The sequence below is a fragment of the Paractinoplanes lichenicola genome, from assembly GCF_016785085.1.
In the GTDB taxonomy this organism is placed as follows: domain Bacteria; phylum Actinomycetota; class Actinomycetes; order Mycobacteriales; family Micromonosporaceae; genus Actinoplanes; species Actinoplanes lichenicola.
In genome coordinates, this window is record NZ_JAENHO010000004.1 from 100575 (window position 1) to 122078 (window position 21504).

A 21504-nucleotide genomic window follows, 5' to 3' on the forward strand; every position below is an offset into this window, starting at 1 on the left:
CATCTCCGACGAGCGCCCGGCCACCGTGCCGGGCGCTCGTTGCGTGACCGCTTGCCCGCTTTGCTGCGTGCCCGCGCGCCCGCTTTGCTGCGTGCCCGCTTGCTCGCTTTGCTGCGTGCACGCTCGCACGCTTTACTGCGTGCCCGCTTGCTTGGGCCGCGCACGCCCGCGCTCCGCCCGCGGTCAGAGCAGGCCGGCCTCGTGGATCAGCACGGCGGCCTGCGCGCGGTTGTTGATGCACAGCTTGCCCAGCACTCGCGACACGTGCCCCTTCACGGTGGACACGCCCATGCCCAGCGTGGCCCCGATCTCCGCGTTGGACAGGCCGCGGCCCAGCCCGATCGCCACCTGTCGCTCGCGGTCGGTCAGCGTGCCGAGCTGCTTGATCGCCTCGGACCGCCGGGACCCCTCGGCCGTGCTCGCGACCAGATCGACGAGCGGTCGCAGCATCCGTTGCGAGATCGCCACCTCGCCCCGCGCCGCCGACAGCACCGCAGCGATGATCTCCTTGGGCGGGGTGTCCTTGAGCAGGAACCCGCACGCCCCGTTCCGGATCGACTCCACCACGAACTCGTCCACGTCGAAGGTCGTCAGGATGACCACCTCAGGCGGGTTGGGCAGCTTGCGGATCCGCCGGGTCGCCTCCACCCCGTCCACCCGCGGCATCCGGATGTCCATCAGCACCACGTCGGGCCAGTGCGCCCGCACCGCGGTGACCGCCTCGTCGCCGTCGCCCGCCTCCCCGACCACTTCGACTCCGTGCTTGCCGCCGAAGAGCAGCCGCATTCCGGTTCGCACGAACTGGTCGTCGTCGACGATCACAAGCCGCACCGGCCGCCGGCCGGATCCGCTCGCCGGTGCCTTTGCGTCGTCGACTACTGCTCGTGGCAAGGCAGCCATGCCTCCAGACGGAAACGGTCGCCCTCGGCGCCGTACTCCACTCGACCCCCGGCGAGCGCCACCCGCTCGCCGACCCCCGTCAGGCCCGTGCCGGAACCCGGCACATCCTCGCGCCGCTCGCCGTGGTGGTGCAGCGCGTTGGTGACCAGGATGCGCAGATCACGGCCGCCCCCGCCGTCGAGCCGCACCTCGACGTCGCCGTCGGGTGCGTGCTTGCGGGCGTTGGTCAGGCCCTCCTGCACGACGCGATACGCCGTGCGCTCCAGTTCCACGGAGGGTACCGACCCCGGGGTGAGCCACACCAAATCGATCTTCATGCCCGACGAACGTGCCTCGGTCAGCAAATCGGGCAGATCGGAAAAGCGCGGCTGCGGCGGCTCGACGTGGACGCGGCCGCCGCCGTTTCGCGCGCCCCGCTCCAGGGCCTCGGCCATCATCACGATCGTGTCGTGCTTGCTCGGGCCCTTCGTGTGCTCGCTCGGGCCTGTGGCGTGACCGCTCGCGGCCGCCGTGTTTTGCGGGCCGGTCGCTTGTGTGCTCGGGTCTGCCGCGTGCGTGCTCGGGCCCGTCGCGTGTTTGCTCGGGTTTGCCGCGGGCGTGCTCTGGGGTGCGGGCGTGCCGGCGCGGGCGTCGCCCTCGCCGTGCGGGCTCTCGCCGCCGGTGGGCTGGCGCAGGACGCCGATCACCGAGCGCAGCTCCTCGAGGGCCAGGTGGGAGCTGACGCGGATGGCCCGGGCGGCCGTGGCGATCTCGTCGGGGGTGGCATCCGTGCGGACCTCGAGCGCGCCGGCGTGCAGGCTCACCATCGACATGCGATGGGCCAGCACGTCGTGCATCTCGCGGGCGATGCGGGTGCGTTCGGTGAGCCGGGCCCGATCCATCCGCATCTCGGCCTGGGCCTGCGCGTTCGTCGCCTCGGCCCGGAGCGACGACGTCAGGTGCCGATAGGCCTTCAGGAACAGGCCCCAGCCGACGGCGGCCAGCCCCGTGATCGACCGCATCAGCAGGTCGACCCAGAGGTCGAAGGGCGGGTTGTGCTGGAGGGCGTAATAAACAACGCCGGTGCCGATGTGGACGGCCGTGAGGGCCAGCACCAGGCGCGCCCGGCGCCGGATCGCGACCGTGAACAGCGCGACCAGGATCGGGCCGGTCGCCATCACCGAGACGACGCCGAACGGGAGCAGGGCCAGGCACAGTGCGAGCGGCCGGCGGCGGCGTACCAGCAGGGCCGGCGTGCACGCGACGCCGATCGCCACGTCGGCCTGCCACGGGATCGCCGCGTGGGCCGAGGTCGCGTCGCCCAGCGGCACCATGAGCGCGCCGTAGGCCAGGGCGGACAGCACGGCGATGACGTCGGCCGTGCGGTCGCGCAGCCTCGCTTGCCGGCTGCCCGGGGGACCGGGCACCAGCAAGGCGAACAGGAGCGACGACATGTGCGAAGCGTACGAGGCTCGGAGCGGCTTGAGGACCTACCAAAGTACTGGGTCGACCCCGTACCGAAGACGGCTGTGCTTCCGGCCGCCGGCCGCGATCCTCACCGGCATGACATTTCTCCCGGCGCTTCTCTGGTCCCTGCCCGCAGCCGCATGGGGCGCGGTCGCGGGGTGGTGGACCCCGCGCGGCCCGCTCACCATCACCCAGGCGCTCTGCTCGGTCGCGGTCAGCGCGGCGATCGGGTGGGCCGCCGGCCGGTTCGGCCGTTCCCGTCTCATGTGGCTGGTCGTGCCGGTCGCCTTCCTGTTCGCGCTCGAGCTGGTCCGCGCCGGGGTGGCCGGCCCGTCCACCGGGCCGCCGCACGGCAGCCCCTTCGGCGTCGTCGTCCTGCTCGCGGGCCGTGGGGTGCAGGCGGTGCTGACCCTGTTGCCGCTCCTGCTGGGTGTGTGGGCCGGTCGCGGGGTCAGACGCCGCGTGCTTTACGCGCTGCCCGCCGCTGCCCTCCTGCTGTTCACGGCGGCGGTCGCCGTCCCCGCCCGCACGGCCGGCATCTCGGGCGGCGTGGCCGAGCTGGCGCGGGTGGGCCGGCTCGGTGTCATGATCCGCGGCGCCCACGCCGACGCGCCGGTGCTGCTCTTCGTGCCCGGGGCGCCCGGCGGTTCCGAGCTCGGCAACGTCCGCACCCATCTGGCCGCCGTCGAGCAGCGGTTCGTGATGGCGACGCTCGATCGGCGCGGCGGCGGCTCGTCCTATCCGGCGCTCGACCCGGCCTCGCGCGTCACCGTCGATCGTCTGGTCGACGACATCCTCGAGGTCACCGACTATCTGCGCGAGCGCTTCGGCCAAGACCAGATCTTCCTGTACGGGCACTCCGGCGGCTCGCTGCTGTCGGTGCTCGCGGTGCAGCGACATCCGGAGAAGTTCCGGGCCTACATCGGTTCGGGGCAGGCGGTGAACCTGCCGGCCAGCGACCGCATCTTCTACGACGACATCCTGGCCTGGGCACGGGCCGGTGGCCGTGACGAGGTGGTCCGCCGGCTCACCGGGCAGGGCCCGCCGCCGTACGGGGAGGTCTGGGCCTACGAGCCGATCATGCTCCACGAGAATGAGGCGTACGACCAGCGGCCCTTGGAGTTCGGGCTCGGGGTGCGCGAGTTCACGCTGCTGCAGAAGATCCACGTGCTGAACGCGATGCTCGACACCTGGGAGGTGAGCTATCCCCGCATGCAGCAGATCGACCTGCGCCGCGACGCGTCGAGCCTGCGGGTGCCGGCGTGGTTCGTCATGGGCGCCGACGAGATGCGCGGGCTTCAAGTGCTCTTCGACGAGTGGTACGCCCAGTTGCGGGCACCCACCAAGAAGCTGGTGGTCGTGCCCGGCGCCGGCCACGCCGTGATGTTCGAGCAGCCGGAGCGCTTCCTCCAGGTGCTGGACGATGTGCTCGCCGGGTGAATGGGGCCGGTGGCCCAAGCGGAGGCTCTCGATCCCCTTGAACCACCGGCAATCCTCTTCGCTACCCGTTCGTGGCCGGGCTAATCACTCCGGAGAGGACTTGTGGCAGAAGTTCGGCCAGCACCGCCAATCCGTCCCGGCTGAGCACCGACTCGGGGTGGAACTGCACCCCGGCGAATCCGGGCCCGCGCAGAGCATGCACGGCCGAGTCCGCGGGGTCCCGGGCGATCTCCACCCGGCCGTACGGGGTGTCCAGCTCCGCGGCGGGCGAGAGCGCGGCGAAGCTGGAATAGAAGCCGACCCGGCGCCGCGTGCCGAAAAGGTCGACCTCTCGGGCCAGACCCTGATAGGGCGAGTCCCGCCGGTGCAGGCGCAGCCCGAGCAGCGACGCCAGGATCTGGTGGCCGAGGCAGACCGCGAGCAGCGGCTTCCGCTCGGCCAGCCGGGCCGCGACGAGCGCGCGCATCGCCGCCATCTTCGGGTCGGCGACGTCACCGGGATCGCCCGGCCCCGGCCCGGCGATGACGAGATCCGCCCCCATGATGTCGACCTCGGCGCGACCGTAGGGGTCCGGCGCGGCGCGGCCGGACTCGGGTCGGCCGGCTTCGGCGCGGGTCTGTGCGGGCTCGGCGCGGGTCTGTGCGGACTCGGTCGCGGCGGTCCAGGGGACGAGGGTCACGGCCAGGCCGAGGGCCTTGAGCTGGTGGGCCAGCATCGCGGTGAAGGTGTCCTCGCCGTCGACGATCACGGCCGTGCGGCCGGCCAGGCCGGGCACGACGAGCGCGCCCGGCGCCCGGGAGTCGAGCCAGAAGCGGGCCAGGTCGTCGTTGCGGGCGGCCAGGGCCGCCTGCACCTCGGGCGATTCGGCCTCGACGCGGGCGGGCGACGGCCTCGACGGGACGGCGCCGAGGGCCGCGAGCACGCCGGCCGCCTTGGTGTGCGTCTCGGCGACCTCGCCGGCCGCGGTCGAGTGGCGCACGAGCGTGGCCCCGACCGGCACGCGCAGGGCGCCGTCGGGCGAGATCTCGGCCGTGCGGATCAGGATGGGCGCGTCCAGCGTCTGGCGGCCCTGGTCGTCATGATCGAGCAGAGCCAGCACCCCGGCGTAGTAGCCCCGGCCCCGGCGCTCGTGCCGGGCGATCACCCGGCAGGCGTTCTCGATCGGGCTGCCGGTCACGGTGGGGGCGAACATGGTCTCCCGCAGCACGTCCCGCACGTCGAGCGAGCCGCGCCCGGCCAGCAGATACTCCGTGTGCGTGAGGTGGCTCATCTGTTTCAGATAGGGCCCGGCGACCTGGCCGCCGTGCTCGGCGACGGTGGCCATCATCTTCAGCTCCTCGTCGAGCACCATGTAGAGCTCCTCGATCTCCTTCTCGTCGCGCAGGAAGTCGAGCAGCCGGCCCGAGCCGTTGCGGAAGGTGCCGCTGATGGGGTTCATCATCGTGATGCCGTCGGCCACGCTGACGTGCCGTTCGGGTGTGGCCCCGACCAGCGTGCGGGTGCCCGTGTGCACGAGAAAAGTCCAGTAGGTGCCCTGTTCCGAGGCCAGCAACCGGCCGAAGGCGGCGCGGGCGGCGGCGACCGGATCCCCGTCGACGGCGGCGGTGAAGACGCGGTGGATCACGAAGTTGGCGCCCTCGCCGTGTCCGATCTCGTCGCGCAGGACGTCCTCGACGATCGTGCCGTATTCGTCGTCGGAGAGGTCGAACCCGGCGTCGCTGATGCTGAGCGGGCCGGGCGGAAAGGCGTCCAGCGGTTCGTGGTGCGACGAGCGCACGACGAGGCACTCCAGCGGCGCGCCGTCGTCGACGCAGTCGAAGCCGCGCTCGGCGATCTGCCGATAGGGGATCACGGCCAGCGTCGGGCGGCCGCGATGCAGGGGGATGTCGTCGAGCGCAGGCACGGTGATCACGTCACCGGCGAGCACCTCGACGTGGTCGGCGCCGTCACGGTGGAGCAGGGCGAAGGGTCGCATGGTGGTCCTCTTCCGGGTCTCGGCGGCGCCGGCCGAGGACGGACCATGCAGAAACGGCCGCCTCGGGGAGGCGGCCGCGTGGTGAGTTACGCGCGAGGATCGTGGCCGCCGGTCAGGCGGGCCACCAGTTCAGTCGCGCGTTCAACATGCGGCCGAGACTACGGGCCGGTGCGAGCCTCGCACCAGACCCGTCCCAAAAATCCCCCGAGCGAGCTTCTCGGGGCAAATGCGGGGGAGCGTAGCGGGCCCGGGCGAGCTCTTCGGGGCGTATGCGGCGAAGGCGGAGCGGGCCCGGTCGGGGTGAGCTCCTCCGGGCGTATGCGGCGAAGGGGGAGCGGGCCCGGTCGGGGTGGGCGCGCTCCGTGGGGCGTGTGCGGCGAAGGCGGAGTGGGCCCGGTCGGGGTGGGCGCGCTCCTCGGGGCTTATGCGGCGAAGGCGGAGCGGACCGCGGTCCGGGCCCAGCGCATGCGGCCGATGGCGCAGTCGGGGTGCTCGCCGAATTCCTGGGCGACCAGTTCGGCGCAGCGGGCCTCGCCCAGCCGGTCGACCGTGGCGGTCACCGCCTGGCGGATCAGCTCGGGGGTCGGTCGCTGGGACCGTTGGACGTGTGAGACGAAAAGGGCTTCGGACCTGATGTCCTCGAGGACGACGCTCATCGGAACCTCCTGCCGGGCGGAGCAAGTGGGGTCTGCAACCAGAACACCCGAGCGGGGATGCAGGTCTGCTGCACCCTCGTTGCGCGTCGGTTGCAGAGCACCGGTCGATTTGTCTGAGCCACGTCGGCATTCCCGGAGCGGCCTCACAACTCGGACTAACCGGATATGGTCCCGATAAGTAGCGAAAGCGCCGCAGCCAAACCGAGGGAGATTGCCGTGACGGTGGTCTTGGTCGCCGACGACGACGCAGACATCCGCGATCTGGTGGCGTTCAAGCTCGAGCAGGCGGGCTTCGAGGTTATCGCCGTGGAGGACGGGCAGACCGCGATCGAGCAGGCGCGCAGCCGGCAGCCCACGCTGGCCGTGCTGGACGTGTCGATGCCCGGGCTGTCCGGGATCGACGTGTGCCGCATGCTGCGGGCCGACCCGGCCACGGCCGGGATCCTGATCATCATGCTGACCGCCCGCGTGCAGGAACAGGACGTCGAGGGCGGGTTCAGCGCCGGCGCCGACGACTACGTGACCAAGCCGTTCAGCCCACGCGAGCTGGTGTCCCGGATTCAGGCCCTGCTGAGCCGGGCCCGGGCGTGAGGCCCGGGCGGGCGGGCGCACGTCGGGACGATGCGACGTGACGGCTCCGTCGGAAGGCTGCTGAGCCGGACCTTCGCGATTCTGGTCGCGCTCATCATCGGCTCCGGACTGGCCGAACTGGCCGCCGTGCTGGTGCAGCACCGGGCCGTGCAGCAGCTGACCGGCGAGGTGCAACCGGCCCAGCTGGCCAACGCCGGGCTGCGCGCGGTGCTCACCGACGCCCAACGCGGGCTGCGCGGCTATCTGCTCACCGGCGACGAGCAGATGCTCGACACCTACTACGTGGCGCGCAGCGACTTCACGGTGGCCAGTGACGACCTGCGCCGGCTCAGCCGGGAGGTCGGCCGCGACGCTGTCGTGGCCGCCGACCAGATCGGCAAGGCGAACCTGTGGTGGGCCGTGGCCGAGCGGCAGCGCCTCGAACCGCCCCGCAGCCAGGCCGCCATCGACCTCGCCGAGCAGGGCAAACCCCTGTTCCAGGATTTCATCACGGCCAACGACGAGCTCCGGTTCACGCTGGCCGCCCGCGCCGACCAGCTCCGCGACCAGGCCAACCTGCTGCAGGCCGCCGCGATCGCGGTCGTCTCGGTGCTGACCGTCGCGGCCGCCGTCGCCGCCGTGGTCACGGCCGTGCGCACCAGCCGCCGCATCACCCGGCCCCTCGGTGCGGTCGTCGAGACCCTTGATTCCGTACGGGAAGGAAAGCTTGACGCCCGTGCGGACGTGACCAGTGGGCCGGCCGAGATCCGGGCCGTGGCCGAGGCCGTGAATGCCGCGGCCGAGCAGAGCGAGCACATCCGGCGGCACGAGGGGCAGGTCAGCGCCCGCCTGCAGGCCCTCGACACGGTCAAGACCGACTTCATGTCGACGGTCTCGCACGAGCTGCGCACGCCGCTGACCAGCATCTCCGGCTATCTGGAGCTGATGCGCGACAGCGAGCCGGGCGAACTGAGCGACGCGCAGCAGCGGATGCTCGAGGTGATCACGCGCAACACCAAGCGGCTGCGCGACCTGATCGAGGACATCCTGACCCTGTCGAAGATCGAGTCGGGCAGCTACAGCAGCGACCGCACCCCGCTCGACCTGGCCAAGGCGATCGACAAGGCGCTGATCGGGGTGGGGCCGGTCGCGGCGAAGAGCTCGGTCGGCCTGCACCTCGACATCCGCGGCCCGCTACCGGTGCACGGCGACGGCGCCCAGCTCGACCGGGTGCTCGACAACGTGCTCTCGAACGCCGTCAAGTTCACCCCGGCCGACGGCACGGTCACAGTCCGCGCCGAATGCCTGGACAACCGGGCGGTGCTGACGGTCGCCGACACCGGGATGGGCATCCCCGCCGACGAGCAGCAGGCTTTGTTCGTACGCTTCTTCCGAGCCACGAACGCGATCAAACAGGCCGTGCCGGGCACCGGGCTGGGCCTGGCCATCGTCCGCACAATCATCGACAACCACGGCGGCACGATCACCGTGCAATCCACCGAGAACGTCGGCACGACGGTCACGATCACGCTCCCGTCGGAGCCCGTCTGAGCCCGCCCCGAGCGCCGCCTAAACCTCGCGGAAGTCCTACCCCGAACTCACCCGAGCCCTTGAGTGCTGCCCGAGCCCGGTACAACTTCCGTCCAAAATTCGGCCGAGCCGCGCAAGATTCGCCCCCGGATCCCGCCCGAGCCCGAGGGAACCCCGCCCCAAGCGCTGAATAAACCGCGGGGGAGGAGCCGGGCAGATAGCAAACTAGGTTCCTAGGATGGCTAGCCCACTGTGACCGCTGCACCGAGCCGGCCGACGGCATGGTGCTGCCGTGCCCGACGCCGAGCGCCGCGACCGGCGGATCGTGCGCGATCGCGACGCGGCGGACGGGGGCCTGCGCAGAGGCGGACATGTGGGGTCGCGAAGCGGGGCGGCCCGCGCATTGGCGGACCGTGTGCGGTCGCGAAGCGGGGGCGGCTTGCGCAGTGGCGGACTGTGTGCGGTCACGACGTGGCGGGTGGGGTCTGCGTATCGGCGGCGGAGTCGAACGATCGGCGAGTGGTGGGCGAGCCCCGGCTAAGCCCGGTCCTATCGGCGCGAAACGGATATATTTCTCGTATTAGCCCGATGGGGGCCGCCTGCGGGGAGGTTGGCTTTGTTCGAGCTGTTCAGCGTGACCATGCTGGTTCTGCTCGCCGTGGTGGCCGGGACGGCGGCCGGCATCGTGGTCGTCAGGGTCTGGCGCCGGATCCGGAACCGCCGCCTGGCCGCGCTCGCCGCCGGCCCGCGCCGATCGTTGCTGGCGTTCGTGGCCGACAACGGCGAGGAGGGCTCCGAGGATCTGATCGCCATCCCTGATGACGCCTGGCAGGCCGCCCTGCCCGCCGCGCTGGGGCTGCTGGGCAAGTTGCGCGGCGACGCGCATTCGGCGCTCGTGTCGGTGTTCCTGCACCGCGGCGCGGCCCGGGCGGCGCTGGACGATCTGCATGCGCGCAGCGGCGTCCGGCGGGCGCGGGCGGCGCAGTTGCTGGGCGATCTCGAGTTGCGCGAGGCCGTGCCGGAGCTGTGCGGGCTGCTGACCGATCGAGATCATGAGGTGCGGGTGGTGGCCGTACGGGCTCTGGGCCGGATCGGGGATGCCAAGGCGGCCTGGCGCATGATCGCCAGCCTGGATCAGCACGACCCGGTGCCCTCGCTGCTGGCCACGCACGCGTTGGTGCAGATGGGGCGCGAGGCCGAGGTGGTGCTGTCGGCGGCGCTCGACCATCCGCAGGCGCGGGTGCGTGCGGTCTGCCTGGACGCGCTCGGCCTGATCGGGGCGACCGGCGCCGTCGCCCGCATGGCGCGTGTGCTGGCCGACGACGAGGTTCTCGACGTGCGGGTCGCGGCCGCGGCCAACCTCGGCCGGCTCGGCGCCCGCGGGGCCCTGAAACCGCTGATCGACTCGCTCGACCCGCCCGCCCCCGACCTGCTGCGGGCCGCGGCCGCCCGCGCGCTGGGTGACCTCGGCGCCCCGGCCGCCGTCCCGGCCCTGGCCGCCCATCTCGACGACGCCGAGTTCCAGATCGCCCACGAGGCCGCCCAGAGCCTGCGCCGCCTGGGCCCGCCCGGGCAGTCCGAGCTGCGCGAACGCGACAACGACCACTGCCGCGAGGCGCTGGCCCTGATGCAGCCCGAGCTGGTGAATGCGCAGTGACCCGCGACTACGTGCTTGCCGTGCTGCGCGGCGCCGACTACGCAGTGTTCGCGTATTTCATCGCGCTCAACAGCAGCTACCTGATCATGATCGTGCTGGCGTCGGTCGAGTTCGCCAAGCACCTGCGGCGGGCCGCGTTCGCCGGTTCCGACGACATGTTCCGCAGCCCGCTCACCCTGCCCGTCACGGTGATCGTCCCCGCCTACAACGAGGGCGCCGGCATCGTCCCGGCCGTGCAGGCGATGACCGCGCTGCGCTACCCCCGCTACGAGATCGTGGTGGTCGACGACGGCTCCTCGGACGACACGTTCGACAAGCTCCGCGAGCACTTCGATCTGGTGGAGGTGCCCCGGGTGGTGCCGTCCGAGGTCCCGTACGAGTCTCAGGTGCTCTCCGTGCACGTCCCGCGGGGCGACACCGGGTCGCTGACCGTGGTCCGCAAAACCAACGGCGGCAAGTCGGACGCCCTCAACGTCGGGATCAACCTGGCCCGGCATCCGCTCGTGTGCATGGTCGACGCCGACTCGGTGCTCGACCCGGACGCGCTGCTCTCGGTGGCCAAGCCGTTCGCCGACGACCCGCTGCGGGTGGCCGCGTGCGGTGGCGTGGTGCGGATCGCCAACGGCTGCAAGGTGGTCGCGGGGCGTGTCGTCGACGTCCGGATGCCCCGTACGTGGCTGGTGCGCATCCAGATCGTCGAGTACCTGCGGGCGTTCCTGATGAGCCGTACGGGGTGGTCCCGGATCGGCGGCCTCGTCGTGATCAGCGGCGCGTTCGGCGTGTTCCGGCGCGACCTGCTGGTGGCGATCGGCGGGATGGCGACCGACACGATCGGCGAGGACGCGGAACTGGTCGTCCGCCTGCACCACTACCTGCGTGATCGGGGCGAGGACTACCGGGTGATCTTCGTGGCCGAGCCGGTGAGCTGGAGCGAGGCGCCGTCGCACTGGAAGGTCCTCGGGTCGCAGCGCCGCCGCTGGCATCGCGGGATCGCCGAGATCCTGACCAAGCACCGGCACATGGTGTTCAACCCGCGCTACGGGCGGATCGGGCTGGTGGCGCTGCCGTACTACCTGATCTTCGAGTTGCTGGCGCCGTTCGTCGAGCTCGCGGCGCTGGTGCTGCTGCCCCTCGGGCTCTGGGCGGAGGCGATCGACATCGGTTTCGCGTGGCGCTTCGCGCTGGTCGCGTACGGCTATGGGTTGCTCGTCAGTCTGGTCGCGCTGTTCATCGAGGAGGTGTCGTTCCACCGGTATCCGCGCTGGAGCGACATGCTGCGCGGGGTGGTGGCGGCGGTGCTGGAGAACTTCGGTTATCGCCAAGTGCTGGCCGTCTGGCAGGTGTGGGGCGCGATCGCGGCGTGGCACGGCCGGCCCGCGGTCTGGGGCACGATGACCCGCACCGGCTTCGACACCCCCGAGCCGACCCCGGTCGAGACGGTCGGCGCGGGCAAGAGTTAGCTACTGCGGGCGCACCAGCCCGGTCTCGTAGGCGTAGACCACGGCGTGCACCCGGTCGCGCAGGGCGAGTTTGGTCAGGATGCGGGAGACGTACGTCTTCACGGTCTCGGCGCCGATCACCAGCGCGCCCGCGATCTCGTTGTTCGACATGCCGGTGGCCAGCAGGCGCAGCACCTCGAGCTCGCGCGGCGTGAGCGCCTCGGCCGCCGCGGAGCCGTCCGAGACCGTGGCCGGGCGGATGCGCTGGGCGAAGCGGCCGATCAGCCGGCCGGTGACCGCGGGCGCCAGCAGCGATTCGCCGGCCGCCACGGTGCGGACCGCCGCCACGAGGTCGGGCGGGGTCGCGTCCTTGAGCAGGAAACCGCTGGCCCCGGCGTTGAGCGCCGCGTAGACGTACTCGTCGAGGTTGAAGGTCGTGACCACCAGGACCTTGATCGGGTCGGCGACGGCGGGGCCGGCCAGCTCGGTCGTGGCCGCGATGCCGTCCAGCACGGGCATGCGCACGTCCATCACCACGACGTCGGGCCGCAGCCGCCGGGCCAGGTCGACGCCCGCCCTGCCGTCGGAGGCCTCGCCGACCACGGTCATGTCGGGCTGGGCGTCGAAGATGGTGACGAACCCGGTGCGTACGAGGGCCTGGTCGTCACAGACCAGCACCTTGAGCGTCACGACGATGCCTCCGCGGGGATGTGGGCGTTGACGGCGAAGACCCGATCGCGCCGCGGGCCGGCGGTCAGCTCGCCGCCGAACACCTCGACCCGCTCGCGCAGCCCGGCCAGCCCGCGCCCGGAACCGCCGACCGGATTGCCGGCCGAGACCGCGACCGGCTCGGTGGTGACCTCGATGTGCACGCCGTCGGGCCGATAGCCGAGCCGCACGACGGTCCGGCCGCCGGTCGCGTATTTCATGGCGTTGGTCAGCGATTCCTGCACCACGCGATAGGCGGTGATCTGCCGCCCTTCGCTCAGCTCCGGCGCTTGTCCGTCTTCGATCAGCTCGACCGGCTGTCCTGAGGCGCGATTCCGGTCAATAAGAAGCGAAATATCGGATATTCCAGGCTGTCGATTAAATGAGGAGGGGCGGCTGGGAAGCGGAGAGGGGTGGCTCGCAGCAGGAGAGGGGTGGAGCGGAGAGGGGTGGCTGGAAGCGGGAGAGGGGTGGCTGGAAGCGGGAGAGGGGTGGCTCGCAACAGGAGAGGGGTGGCTGGAAGCGGGAGAGGGGTGGCTGGCAGGGGAAGAGTGGTCGGGCCAGGGGGAAGGGTGGCTGGGAGGGGCGGAGCGGGAGGTTCGGCTCGCGGGAGACGGCGAGGGTGGACCGGCGAACGTGGGCGTGGCGGCGGGGAGGCGGGCGGGGTCGAGGACGCCGAGGAGGTCGCGGAGTTCGGTCAGGGCTCGGCGGCCGGTGTCGGCGATGGTGGTGAGGCTTTCGGTGGTGCGGGCGGGGTCGGCGGTGAGGAACTGGGCGGCGCCGGCCTGGACGACGATCGCTGTCACGTGGTGGGTGACCACGTCGTGGAGTTCCCGGGCGATCTCCGATCGTTCGGCGGCGCGGATCTCGGCGGCGGCCAGGCGCCGGCGTTCGGCCTCGGTGCGGCGGCGGCTGCGGGCCCACGAGCCGGCCACCCACGCCCCGCACAGGCAGAGGAAGAAGACGGCGTAATCCGACGGGCGGGCCGCCGAGCCGGCCGAGTGCAGACCCCAGACCAGACCCCCGTACGCCACCACGGCCGCCCCCGCCGTGGCGAGGCGGAACCGGGGCTGGTGGGCGGCCGTGCTGTAGAGCGCGACGACCACGCCGATGCTGGCGAAGCTCGCGTACCCCCGGATCTCCTGCACCCCGAACCCGGCCGCGACCACCGCCAGGGTGAGCGCCGGGGCCAGACGGCGTAGGGCGAGCGGCAGCGCCATGGCCAGCGCGGCCGCCACGGCCAGCGCGTCGAGCGGGCGGACCGGCAGCTCGCCGAGCCGGGTGCCGTTGCCGAGCAGCGGGGGAGCGAAGGCCAGCAGTGCCAGCAGCACCGCCACCAGGCCGTCGCGCACCAGCACCGGCCGGGTGGCCCAGCCCGTCCGGAGCTGGGCCACGAAGGCGGGAAGCCGGGGCACGGGGGCAGCGTAGCCGCCGGAGCTCATCGCCAGGACGCCCTGTGGACAAGTCCGCGGCGACGGGCCGTACGGAGCAGGAAGTAGGACGCGACCAGGCCCACCAGCACCGCATAAATGCTGGCCTCGGGTCCGAAGCCACCGCCGCTGAGGATCGCGGAACCGTGCGGGACGCCGGTCAGCAGGCCGCCCACGGTGCCGTCGGAGCCCGAGGTGGTCGCGCCGAAGATGCCCGATTCGACGAAGTTCCAGCCCAGGTGCAGGCCGATCGGCACCCACAGGTTGCGGAAGAGCACATACGCCGCGCCGAGCAGCACGCCGGCCTCGACCGCGATCGCGAGGGCGCCCCACAGGGTCGCGGCCGGGTTGAGCAGGTGCAGGCCGCCGAACAGGGCCGCCGAGACGACCAGGGCCAGGACCGTGCCCGCCCACTCCTCTCCGATCCGGAACAACACGCCCCGGAACAGCAGCTCCTCGAGCGTCGCGATGCCCGCCATCAGCCCGAACGTGGCGATCATGTCGGCGATCGAGCCGTAGCCGGTGAACCGCCAGCCGTTGCTGGCCACGATCAGCAGCATCACGGCGGCGAAGAGTGCCGACCCGATCCACAGGCCGTGCAGCGCGCCGCGCCAGGACGACAGCTCGGTCACCGGCCGTTGCTCGAGCCACCGGACGAGCCGGACGTAGAGGAACAGCGCGGCGGCGGCGATCGCGAAGCCCACCAGCAGGCCGGTGATCGGGTTGCGGGCGGCCAGGGCGGCGAGCGGCGCCAGCCCCACATCCGCGAGCAGGAAGACGACGAACAGGAAGAGGAGGCGCAGCCCGATCGGGCGCAACCAGCGAGGAGCCGACATGGGGAGAACGCTATTGACGGGCGCCGCTGGGGAAGTCACCGTCCGGTGGGCAATCGGGGGTAGCTCGCCCGGGGGATGGATCACTCAACGTATTGATGGAGATGCCCAGCGTACGAGGGTTTGAGTCTTCGCGCTCGAGACGGCACTATGCTTCGGTGCGGCGATCCCGGAACCTCATCATTGCTGTGGCGGCAGTCGTGATCCTCGGCGGCGGAGGCCTCATCGCGCTCGGCATGGGCGGCGACGGCGAGGGCGGCGGTGTGACCGCGGCGCTCACGGGCGGCAAGGCCAACAAGCCGGCCGGTCCGAGCCCCGAGGAGTTGGCGCGGCTCGAGCGGGCGAAGAGGGCCAAGCAGCTCGACGCGGCCCTCAAGCTGGTCGCGGCCGAGACGCCCGACTTCGCGGTCGCCGTGATCGACAAGAAGACCGGCCAGGCGTATCAGTATCAGGGCACGACGAAGTTCGACACCGCGAGCATCGTCAAGGCGCAGATCCTCGCCTGCGAGCTGCTGCAGGCGCAGGACAAGGATCGCGAGCCCACCGACGGCGAGATGGCCCTGGCCACCCCGATGATCCAGCTCAGCGACAACAACGCGACCACCGAGCTGTTCGAGCACCTGGGCGGCAAGAGCGCGATCACGAAGTGCAACAAGCGCCTCGGTCTGACCCAGACGACCGTGAACCGGGCCTGGGGCCTGACCAAGACGACCGCCACCGATCAGGTCAAGCTGCTCTCACGCCTTGTCGACTCGCGCGGCCCGCTCGACGCGGATTCCCGCAAGACGGCGTTCTCGCTGATGAACACGGTGGCCGACGATCAGGACTGGGGTGTGCCGTCGGTGGCCAAGCAGGGCGAGACGAGCACGGTCAAGAACGGCTGGGACACGCGCTCGGCCGACGGCGGCCTGTGGGCGATCAACTCGATCGGCCGGGTCACCTCCTCCGACGGCACGGTCGACGTCTCGCTGGCGGTGCTCTCGCACAACAACCAGTCGATGGACAGCGGGATCGCGCTGGTCGAGAAGGTCGCCCAGCTGACCCGGCAACACCTGAAGTATTGAGGTTCGTCAGCCGCGAATTTGATAGATAGGGGTGGATCTATTTACCCCGGTGATCGGAGTCTGGAGGCCACCCATCTAGGAGGCTCCGATGACCCGCCGCATCCTCGTCGTCCTGCTCCTCGCCGTGGCCGCCCTGTTCCCGGCCGGCGCCGCCTACGCCGCGGACTCCAAGGAAACCGTCCTCTCGCGTTGGACGCAGCCGACCGCGGCCAGCACCGCCGCCTGGAACGACGCCCGCAACAACCGGCAGCCGTGGGCCTCGTACGGCTTCGACTGGTCGACCGACTACTGCTCGTCGAGCCCCGACAACCCGCTCGGCTTCAACTTCGACACCTCCTGCTGGCACCACGACTTCGGCTACCGCAACTACAAGGCGATCGGTCAGTTCCCGGCCAACAAGGCCCGGATCGACGACACCTTCTACGCCGACCTCAAGCGCGTCTGCGCCACCTACAACGCCGTCGTGCGCCCGGCCTGCAACAGCCTCGCGTGGACGTATTACCAGGCCGTCAAGCTGTTCGGCTCGCTCGCCGCGGTCAAGCAGTCGGACATCGACAAGGCCGCCGCACTCATCGAGAAGTAGTCCGGTATTCATGACGACGTCACCGGCCGTTGGCAGCCGCCGACGGCCGGGACGGCATTCTGCAACGATGTTCGGATTCCTGGTCGGCGGGCTCGCGGCCACCCTCGCGGCCGCGTGGGGCGTGATGGTCGCCGTCCTCGACCAGCAGCCCGTGCCGAGCCGCCGCATGCAGCACATGTGCACGGCCCTGCTCGTCGCGCTGGGCGCCGTCGTCGCCGTGGGAGGCGTCACCGCCGCGGCCACCTGACCGCTACCCTGGCCGCGTGAGAGTCGTCGTGGCCGAGGATCTGACGCTGCTGCGCGACGGCATCGTGCGCATGCTCGAGGCGTACGGGTTCGAGGTCGTGGCCGCCGTCGGCACCGGCCCCGACCTGCTCAAGGCGCTGCTCACCGACAACCCCGACGTGGCCGTGGTCGACGTGCGGCTCCCGCCCGGCTTCTCCGACGAGGGGCTGCGGGCCGCCCTGACCGCGCGCGCCGAGAAGCCCGGCCTCCCGATCCTCGTGCTCTCCCAGTACGTCGAGCGCCTGTACGCCCGCGAGCTGCTCGCCGACGGCACCGGCGGCATCGGCTACCTGCTCAAGGATCGCGTCTCCGACATCGGCGAGTTCGTCGACGCGGTCCAGCGGGTCGCGGCCGGCGGCACCGTGCTCGACCCCACGGTCGTCGCGAAGCTGATGGGCAGCAAGCCGAAGCTGCCGCTCACCCCGCGCGAGCACGAGGTGCTGTCGCACATGGCGCAGGGCCGCTCCAACGCCGCGATCGGCGCCGCCCTGTTCATCACCGAGAAGGCCGTGGCCAACCACACCAACAACATCTTCGCCAAGCTCGGCCTGCAGGCCTCCGAGGACGACAACCGCCGCGTGCTGGCCGTCCTCAAGTTCCTGGAGGGGTACTAGCACCTCGGCAAGACGGGTTTCAGCCACCTCGTTCGCGGGACCGGCAGGAACGAGGCTCTTAGTCATGACAACCACGCAGATCAAAGGACCCGTCACCCGTTCCGAGCGAGCCCTCGCGCCCGACCTCACGCGCGGCGCCATGCTGCTGTTCATCGCGCTGGCCAACGCGGCCAACTTCGCCTTTCGCGGCCAGCCCGGTCTCGACCCCACCCCGTACGGGCTCGAACGGGTCGTGAATTTCGGAATGTCGGCGCTGATCGACAGTCGCGCGTACCCCGTCTTCGCGATCATGTTCGGCTACGGTCTCGTGCAGATCTGGCGGCGCCAGGGCGACGCGGCCCGGCGGGTGCTGCTGCGGCGCAACACCGCCCTGATCGTCTTCGGACTCGCCCACGCCACGCTGCTCTACTTCGGCGACTTCCTGGGCGCGTACGGGATCGTCGGGGTGCTCTGCACTCTGCTGCTGCTCAAGCGGGGCGACAAGTTCCACCGGCTGATCCTGTGGCTCTGGGGCTTGCAGACCCTGTACGCCGTGCTGCTGGCCGTGTTCACGCTGAGCACCGCGAGCGCGGGCGACGCCACGCTCGTCAACACGCCCAACCCGTCGCTGAGCGCCTCGTCCTACGCCGCCTCGATCGCCGACCGGCTCGCCGAATGGCCCCTGCACACGGCCACCGTGCTCGGCTTCGTCATCATCGTCTGGCTGGGCATCTGGGCCGCCCGGCACCGCATCCTGGAAAACCCTGCCCAGCACCGTACGCTGTTGCGCCGCACCGCGATCGGCGGGCTGAGCCTCTCGATCCTCGGCGGCCTCCCGTACGCCCTGATCTCCGCGGGCTGGCTGCACGTCGACGCCGCTACGGTCGACGCCATGAGCTTCGTCCACGCGCTCACGGGTGAATACGGCGGCCCCGGCTACGTCGCGCTGTTCGGCCTGCTCGCCACCCGCATCACCGCCGGTAATCGCCTGGCCGCCCCGGTCGTCGCGCTCGGTCAGCGCTCGCTGAGCGGCTACCTGTTCCAGTCCGTGGCCTGGGTCGCCCTGTTCAGCCCGTGGGCGCTCGGCCTCGAGGGCACGTACACCGCAGTCGTGGCCGCCGTCGCGGTCTGGTTGATTTCGGTCACCGTCGCGCAGCGGATGAGCGCCGCCGGCTATCGTGGCCCGGCCGAGACGCTGCTGCGCCGCATCACCTATCGGACCGCGCGATGACTCGCGTTCTTCCAGCGGTGGCCGTGGCGCTCTGCGTCGCGGCCACCGTCGCGTGGGCGGTGCTGGGCCGGGGCGACTTCTGGCCGCGTTGGGTCTACTTCGGATTCGGCACGGTCGCGGCCGCGGTCTTCGTGTTCCGCCGCGCGCTGCGCACGTCGTCCGGCCGCCGCCGCTGGCTCGTGGTCAACGCGGCGTTCGGCGGGCTGCTGATCGCGGCCGACCTGACCATCTACGTGCTCTCCGGCGGGGGCTACTTCTGGCCGGTCTGGACGACGCTCGCGGTCAGCGCCCTGCTCGGCCTGCACGCGTACGTGGTCAGCAAGCCACCCGGCAAGCGCGAACGGGAGCTCGCGGCCCGGGTCACGTCGCTGGCCCGCTCGCGCAGCGGCGCCCTGGACCGGCAGGCGGCCGAGCTCAAACGGGTCGAACGCGACCTGCACGACGGCGCCCAGGCCCGGATGGTCTCGCTCGCCCTGACCCTCGGCCTCGCCGGCGAGCTGCTGCGGCGCGACCCCGACGGCGCGGAGAAGCTGCTGCTGGAGGCGCGGTCCACGGCCCGCTCGGCGCTGGACGACCTGCGCGCGGTCATGCACAGCATCCACCCGCCCGTCCTGGCCGACCGGGGACTGCTCGACGCCGTACGGGCCCTGGCTCTTGATCTTGCAGTGCCGGTGACCGTGGCGGGGACGATCGAGGGCGAGCCGAGCCCGGCGGTGGAGACGGCGGCCTACTTCGCGGTGGCCGAATGCCTCGGCAACGTCGTCAAACACAGCGGCGCCACATCGGCCCAGGTCGTGTTCGCGGCGCCGTTGCGCGTCACCGTCACCGACGACGGCCACGGCGGCGTCGACCCGGCGGCGGGCAGCGGCCTGCGCGGCATCACCGAGCGGCTCGAAGCGGTCGACGGTCGCCTGGAAGTGACCAGCCCGGCCGGCGGCCCGACCACCATCATGATCACGATTCCGATCTGAGCTGGCATCGGTTGCGCCCGGCAGGCAGCATGGCGGGGTGCCTCACGCCTTCGACAATCTGCGTCAGCAAGCCCGAAGCCTCGCCGAAGCCGGCGACCCCGAAGCGGCCCGCGCGCTGCTCGAGGACGCGGTCGCGCAGGGCCGGGCCGGACTGGCCGAGGGCGACCCGGAGCTGCTCGAGACGATGCGGCAGCTGGCCGGGCTGCACATCGCGGCCGGGGATCCGGCCGCGGCCCGGCGAGTGCTCGAGGAAGCCGCGGCGGCCTCGCGCGGGGACGCCGATCCGCTGGTCGTGATGCTCGCCTTCGACCTGGCCGTGGTGGCCGAGGAACTGGCCAACCGGCATGTGGCCCGGCGCAACTTCGCCAAGGTGGCCGAGCTGGGGCCGGCGGCGTTGGGGGAGGACCACTGGGCCGTGACCCGGGCCCGCGAATATCTGGACGCCGCGGCGCAGCCGTCGCCTCCGCTCGACCCTGGCCCGCCGATCTTCGGTGCGCCCACCTCCGCGCCGCCTGCCGCGCCCGTTTCCGCGTCGCCCACCTCGGCCGCGCCGGCCCCTCTTTTCGCGCCGCCGCCGGTTTCGCCCGCGCCTCCTATCGCGCCGCCGCCGGTTTCGCCCGCGCCTCTTTTCGCGCCCCCGCCGGTTTCGCCCGCGCCCAGTTTCGAGGCGGTCCCGCCGCTGACCTCGGCCCCGCCTTCTCCCGCCCGCCGCAACTGGATGCCCGCGGCTCTCGGCGGTGTCGTCGGCGGCATCATCGTGGCCGTAGTCGTCGCGGTGCTGGTCCTGCGGCCCGGCGACGAAAAGCCGGAACAGACCGCCGTCGCGCAGCCGGCGCCCTCCCAGCCGGCCGCCGCCGCTCCCGTCGCCTCGGCCGGCATCTCCGCCCTCCCGCAGGCCCCCGTCGTGCCCTCGGCCGCCGCCTCCACGACCGCACCCCCGTCGCCGCCGGTGACGACCGCCCCGGCCACCACCGCGCCCACGCCCGCCAAGACCACCCCACCCCCGGCCACCGTACGGACGAGGATCGTCGCCCCGGCCGCCAACAGCCGCGTGTCCTACCCGTTCGACGCCCGCTTCTCGGTCGCCCCGGCCGACGTGAAGTCGACGGACACGGTGGTCGCGCTGCTCATCTGCGTGGCCGGCCGCTGCTACCTCGACGGCAAGCTCGACATCATCGGCAACGGCGCCGCCCCGTACACGATCTATCTCGGCTCCACCCGCCCCGAGGGCACCGGCGTCACGTGGCGGCTGCGCCTCGACCGCCTGCCCAAGACGAAATACGCCGACCTGATCTCCCAGCGCGACGCCGCCATCGCCGACGGCAGCTGGGGCGACAAGGGCACCCCGCTGAGCGCCCTCAACGCCACGCCCGTCAGCACGCTCGCCGTCGTCAAGGGATGAGTGTTTCGAGCCGCCCGATTGCCCGCAACGCCTCGGCGCGATGCTTGGCCTGCTTGAGCCAGACCGGCAGCCGCGACGCCAGCGAGGTGTTCACGAACCCCTGACGCTCCCGCAGGCCGGCCCGCACAAAGTCTTTGAGATAGGCGACGTGCTCCGCGTTGTAGGCCCACAACGTGTGCCCCGCGCACGAAGTCTGCAACCACAACGGCAACCCGAAACAGTCATCAACCAACGCCCGCGGCGTGCCGATCGCCCACACATGCGCCTGCGTTACGGTCGTCGCCTGGCAGTCGTGGCACGTGAGCTCAACTTTCAGGCTCGTCGGCGCCGTCGAGACCGTTCGCTCGAATGTGAGCCAGCGCCCGCAGTTGCCGCAGCGGCGCTGCACCGCGAGGGACAGCGGCCCGGCCCAGCGCCCCTCATATCGGAAGCGCCCACAAGCCAGGCACGAGAACCGCGCGCGCTCCCACCGGCGTCGCTCACCGTCCCACGCCCGCCGCACCATCCCCGCCGAGCCGCAGCGCGGGCAACACACGACAAACTCCCCGGCAAACATGTCAAGCCGGCGCCCCGTGTCCACAAACCGCGTCTTCATAGCGCCCCGAGCGTAGGCGCCTCCCGTGCCGGTGCGCCTCCGGTTTACGCCCGGCAGGCAGGGATGTCGTTCGGTGCGTGACGCGCCCGGGTCCGCGCCCTGATCCCAGAGCGCGACGATCCGCCCGGAGGTCGAGGTCGACTTCGGCGCGGGCCGGCGGCACATCCCCGAACATGAGAAAGGTGCGCGATACGCG

The 21504-nt window shown here is 71.6% G+C and carries 20 protein-coding genes; 12 read left to right on the forward strand and 8 right to left on the reverse strand.

The features are described 5' to 3' along the window. Positions 1-183 precede the first annotated feature (183 nt). Both JKJ07_RS13845 and JKJ07_RS13850 read right to left on the reverse strand, forming a co-directional pair. Positions 184-900 carry a response regulator transcription factor gene (locus JKJ07_RS13845; protein WP_202991920.1) on the reverse strand — a complete coding sequence of 239 codons (717 nt, stop codon included), beginning with the start codon at positions 898-900 and terminating at the stop codon, positions 184-186. Beyond that, entirely contained in the window at positions 876-2333 is a 1458-nt protein-coding gene (locus JKJ07_RS13850; protein ID WP_202991921.1) for a histidine kinase, read from the reverse strand. The genes JKJ07_RS13845 and JKJ07_RS13850 overlap by 25 nt, the downstream gene beginning before the upstream one ends. Positions 2334-2442: 109 nt before the next feature. Between JKJ07_RS13850 and JKJ07_RS13855 the strand changes: the two genes are divergently transcribed. After that, positions 2443-3786, forward strand: coding sequence for an alpha/beta fold hydrolase (locus tag JKJ07_RS13855; RefSeq protein WP_202991922.1), 1344 nt, complete (start codon positions 2443-2445; stop codon positions 3784-3786). Positions 3787-3847: 61 nt separating this feature from the next. On the opposite strand, the gene JKJ07_RS13860 is transcribed toward JKJ07_RS13855, so the two are convergent. After that, entirely contained in the window at positions 3848-5761 is a 1914-nt protein-coding gene (locus JKJ07_RS13860; RefSeq protein ID WP_202991923.1) for an anthranilate synthase family protein, read from the reverse strand. A gap of 422 nt (positions 5762-6183) precedes the next feature. Continuing rightward, positions 6184-6417, reverse strand: coding sequence for a hypothetical protein (locus JKJ07_RS13865; protein WP_202991924.1), 234 nt, complete (start codon positions 6415-6417; stop codon positions 6184-6186). Between the two features lie 216 nt (positions 6418-6633). Here JKJ07_RS13865 and JKJ07_RS13870 point away from each other — a divergent pair, with 216 nt between their 5' ends. The 4 genes from JKJ07_RS13870 (at position 6634) to JKJ07_RS13885 (ending at position 11634) form a co-directional block, all read left to right on the forward strand. Beyond that, complete coding sequence (locus JKJ07_RS13870) at positions 6634-7008, forward strand: response regulator transcription factor (protein ID WP_202991925.1); 375 nt, start codon at positions 6634-6636, stop codon at positions 7006-7008. Positions 7009-7038: 30 nt separating this feature from the next. Continuing rightward, on the forward strand, positions 7039-8538 hold the full coding sequence (locus tag JKJ07_RS13875; protein WP_202991926.1) for an ATP-binding protein: 1500 nt from the start codon (positions 7039-7041) through the stop codon (positions 8536-8538). Positions 8539-9157: 619 nt separating this feature from the next. Further along, a complete protein-coding gene (locus tag JKJ07_RS13880) occupies positions 9158-10174 on the forward strand; it encodes a HEAT repeat domain-containing protein (RefSeq protein WP_236029053.1) in 1017 nt (338 codons plus the stop codon). Further along, entirely contained in the window at positions 10171-11634 is a 1464-nt protein-coding gene (locus JKJ07_RS13885; protein WP_307834254.1) for a glycosyltransferase family 2 protein, read from the forward strand. Before JKJ07_RS13880 ends, JKJ07_RS13885 begins: the two co-directional genes overlap by 4 nt. On the opposite strand, the gene JKJ07_RS13890 is transcribed toward JKJ07_RS13885, so the two are convergent. Genes JKJ07_RS13890 through JKJ07_RS13900 form a run of 3 tightly spaced genes read right to left on the reverse strand, consistent with a single transcriptional unit; the run spans position 11635 to position 14587 of the window. Then, complete coding sequence (locus JKJ07_RS13890; protein ID WP_438871406.1) at positions 11635-12303, reverse strand: response regulator; 669 nt, start codon at positions 12301-12303, stop codon at positions 11635-11637. It lies immediately after the preceding gene. Continuing rightward, complete coding sequence (locus tag JKJ07_RS13895) at positions 12300-13736, reverse strand: sensor histidine kinase (protein WP_202991928.1); 1437 nt, start codon at positions 13734-13736, stop codon at positions 12300-12302. The genes JKJ07_RS13890 and JKJ07_RS13895 overlap by 4 nt, the downstream gene beginning before the upstream one ends. 23 nt (positions 13737-13759) lie before the next feature. Then, positions 13760-14587 carry a CPBP family intramembrane glutamic endopeptidase gene (locus JKJ07_RS13900; protein ID WP_202991929.1) on the reverse strand — a complete coding sequence of 276 codons (828 nt, stop codon included), beginning with the start codon at positions 14585-14587 and terminating at the stop codon, positions 13760-13762. Between the two features lie 155 nt (positions 14588-14742). On the opposite strand from JKJ07_RS13900, the gene JKJ07_RS13905 reads away from it, so the two are divergent. The 7 genes from JKJ07_RS13905 to JKJ07_RS13935 all read left to right on the forward strand — a co-directional run bounded on the left by JKJ07_RS13905 (position 14743) and on the right by JKJ07_RS13935 (position 20713). Then, positions 14743-15648: a serine hydrolase gene (locus JKJ07_RS13905; RefSeq protein ID WP_307834255.1), complete on the forward strand. Its 906-nt coding sequence runs from the start codon at positions 14743-14745 to the stop codon at positions 15646-15648. Positions 15649-15736: 88 nt separating this feature from the next. After that, positions 15737-16231, forward strand: coding sequence for a phospholipase (locus JKJ07_RS13910; RefSeq protein WP_202991930.1), 495 nt, complete (start codon positions 15737-15739; stop codon positions 16229-16231). Positions 16232-16298: 67 nt separating this feature from the next. Continuing rightward, positions 16299-16478 (forward strand): hypothetical protein, encoded by a 180-nt coding sequence (locus JKJ07_RS13915; RefSeq protein ID WP_202991931.1) that lies wholly within the window; start codon positions 16299-16301, stop codon positions 16476-16478. Between the two features lie 16 nt (positions 16479-16494). Continuing rightward, positions 16495-17130 carry a response regulator transcription factor gene (locus tag JKJ07_RS13920; protein WP_202991932.1) on the forward strand — a complete coding sequence of 212 codons (636 nt, stop codon included), beginning with the start codon at positions 16495-16497 and terminating at the stop codon, positions 17128-17130. A gap of 64 nt (positions 17131-17194) precedes the next feature. Next, positions 17195-18340, forward strand: a complete 1146-nt coding sequence (locus JKJ07_RS13925) for a DUF418 domain-containing protein (protein WP_202991933.1) — start codon at positions 17195-17197, stop codon at positions 18338-18340. Continuing rightward, positions 18337-19311 (forward strand): sensor histidine kinase, encoded by a 975-nt coding sequence (locus JKJ07_RS13930; protein WP_202991934.1) that lies wholly within the window; start codon positions 18337-18339, stop codon positions 19309-19311. Before JKJ07_RS13925 ends, JKJ07_RS13930 begins: the two co-directional genes overlap by 4 nt. Before the next feature lie 37 nt (positions 19312-19348). After that, positions 19349-20713 carry a tetratricopeptide repeat protein gene (locus JKJ07_RS13935; protein WP_202991935.1) on the forward strand — a complete coding sequence of 455 codons (1365 nt, stop codon included), beginning with the start codon at positions 19349-19351 and terminating at the stop codon, positions 20711-20713. Here JKJ07_RS13935 and JKJ07_RS13940 read toward each other — a convergent pair. Beyond that, positions 20703-21308 (reverse strand): hypothetical protein, encoded by a 606-nt coding sequence (locus JKJ07_RS13940; protein WP_202991936.1) that lies wholly within the window; start codon positions 21306-21308, stop codon positions 20703-20705. The genes JKJ07_RS13935 and JKJ07_RS13940 overlap by 11 nt on opposite strands. Positions 21309-21504 lie beyond the last annotated feature (196 nt).

Coding starts and splice junctions, on each gene's coding strand:
- JKJ07_RS13875 (WP_202991926.1), top strand. CDS start 7,039: ATGCGACGTGACGGCTCCGTCGGAAGGCTGCTGAGCCGGACCTTCGCG.
- JKJ07_RS13915 (WP_202991931.1), top strand. CDS start 16,299: ATGTTCGGATTCCTGGTCGGCGGGCTCGCGGCCACCCTCGCGGCCGCG.
- JKJ07_RS13930 (WP_202991934.1), top strand. CDS start 18,337: ATGACTCGCGTTCTTCCAGCGGTGGCCGTGGCGCTCTGCGTCGCGGCC.
- JKJ07_RS13940 (WP_202991936.1), bottom strand. CDS start 21,308: ATGAAGACGCGGTTTGTGGACACGGGGCGCCGGCTTGACATGTTTGCC.
- JKJ07_RS13925 (WP_202991933.1), top strand. CDS start 17,195: ATGACAACCACGCAGATCAAAGGACCCGTCACCCGTTCCGAGCGAGCC.
- JKJ07_RS13845 (WP_202991920.1), bottom strand. CDS start 900: ATGGCTGCCTTGCCACGAGCAGTAGTCGACGACGCAAAGGCACCGGCG.
- JKJ07_RS13850 (WP_202991921.1), bottom strand. CDS start 2,333: ATGTCGTCGCTCCTGTTCGCCTTGCTGGTGCCCGGTCCCCCGGGCAGC.
- JKJ07_RS13910 (WP_202991930.1), top strand. CDS start 15,737: ATGACCCGCCGCATCCTCGTCGTCCTGCTCCTCGCCGTGGCCGCCCTG.
- JKJ07_RS13900 (WP_202991929.1), bottom strand. CDS start 14,587: ATGTCGGCTCCTCGCTGGTTGCGCCCGATCGGGCTGCGCCTCCTCTTC.
- JKJ07_RS13880 (WP_236029053.1), top strand. CDS start 9,158: ATGCTGGTTCTGCTCGCCGTGGTGGCCGGGACGGCGGCCGGCATCGTG.
- JKJ07_RS13860 (WP_202991923.1), bottom strand. CDS start 5,761: ATGCGACCCTTCGCCCTGCTCCACCGTGACGGCGCCGACCACGTCGAG.
- JKJ07_RS13855 (WP_202991922.1), top strand. CDS start 2,443: ATGACATTTCTCCCGGCGCTTCTCTGGTCCCTGCCCGCAGCCGCATGG.
- JKJ07_RS13865 (WP_202991924.1), bottom strand. CDS start 6,417: ATGAGCGTCGTCCTCGAGGACATCAGGTCCGAAGCCCTTTTCGTCTCA.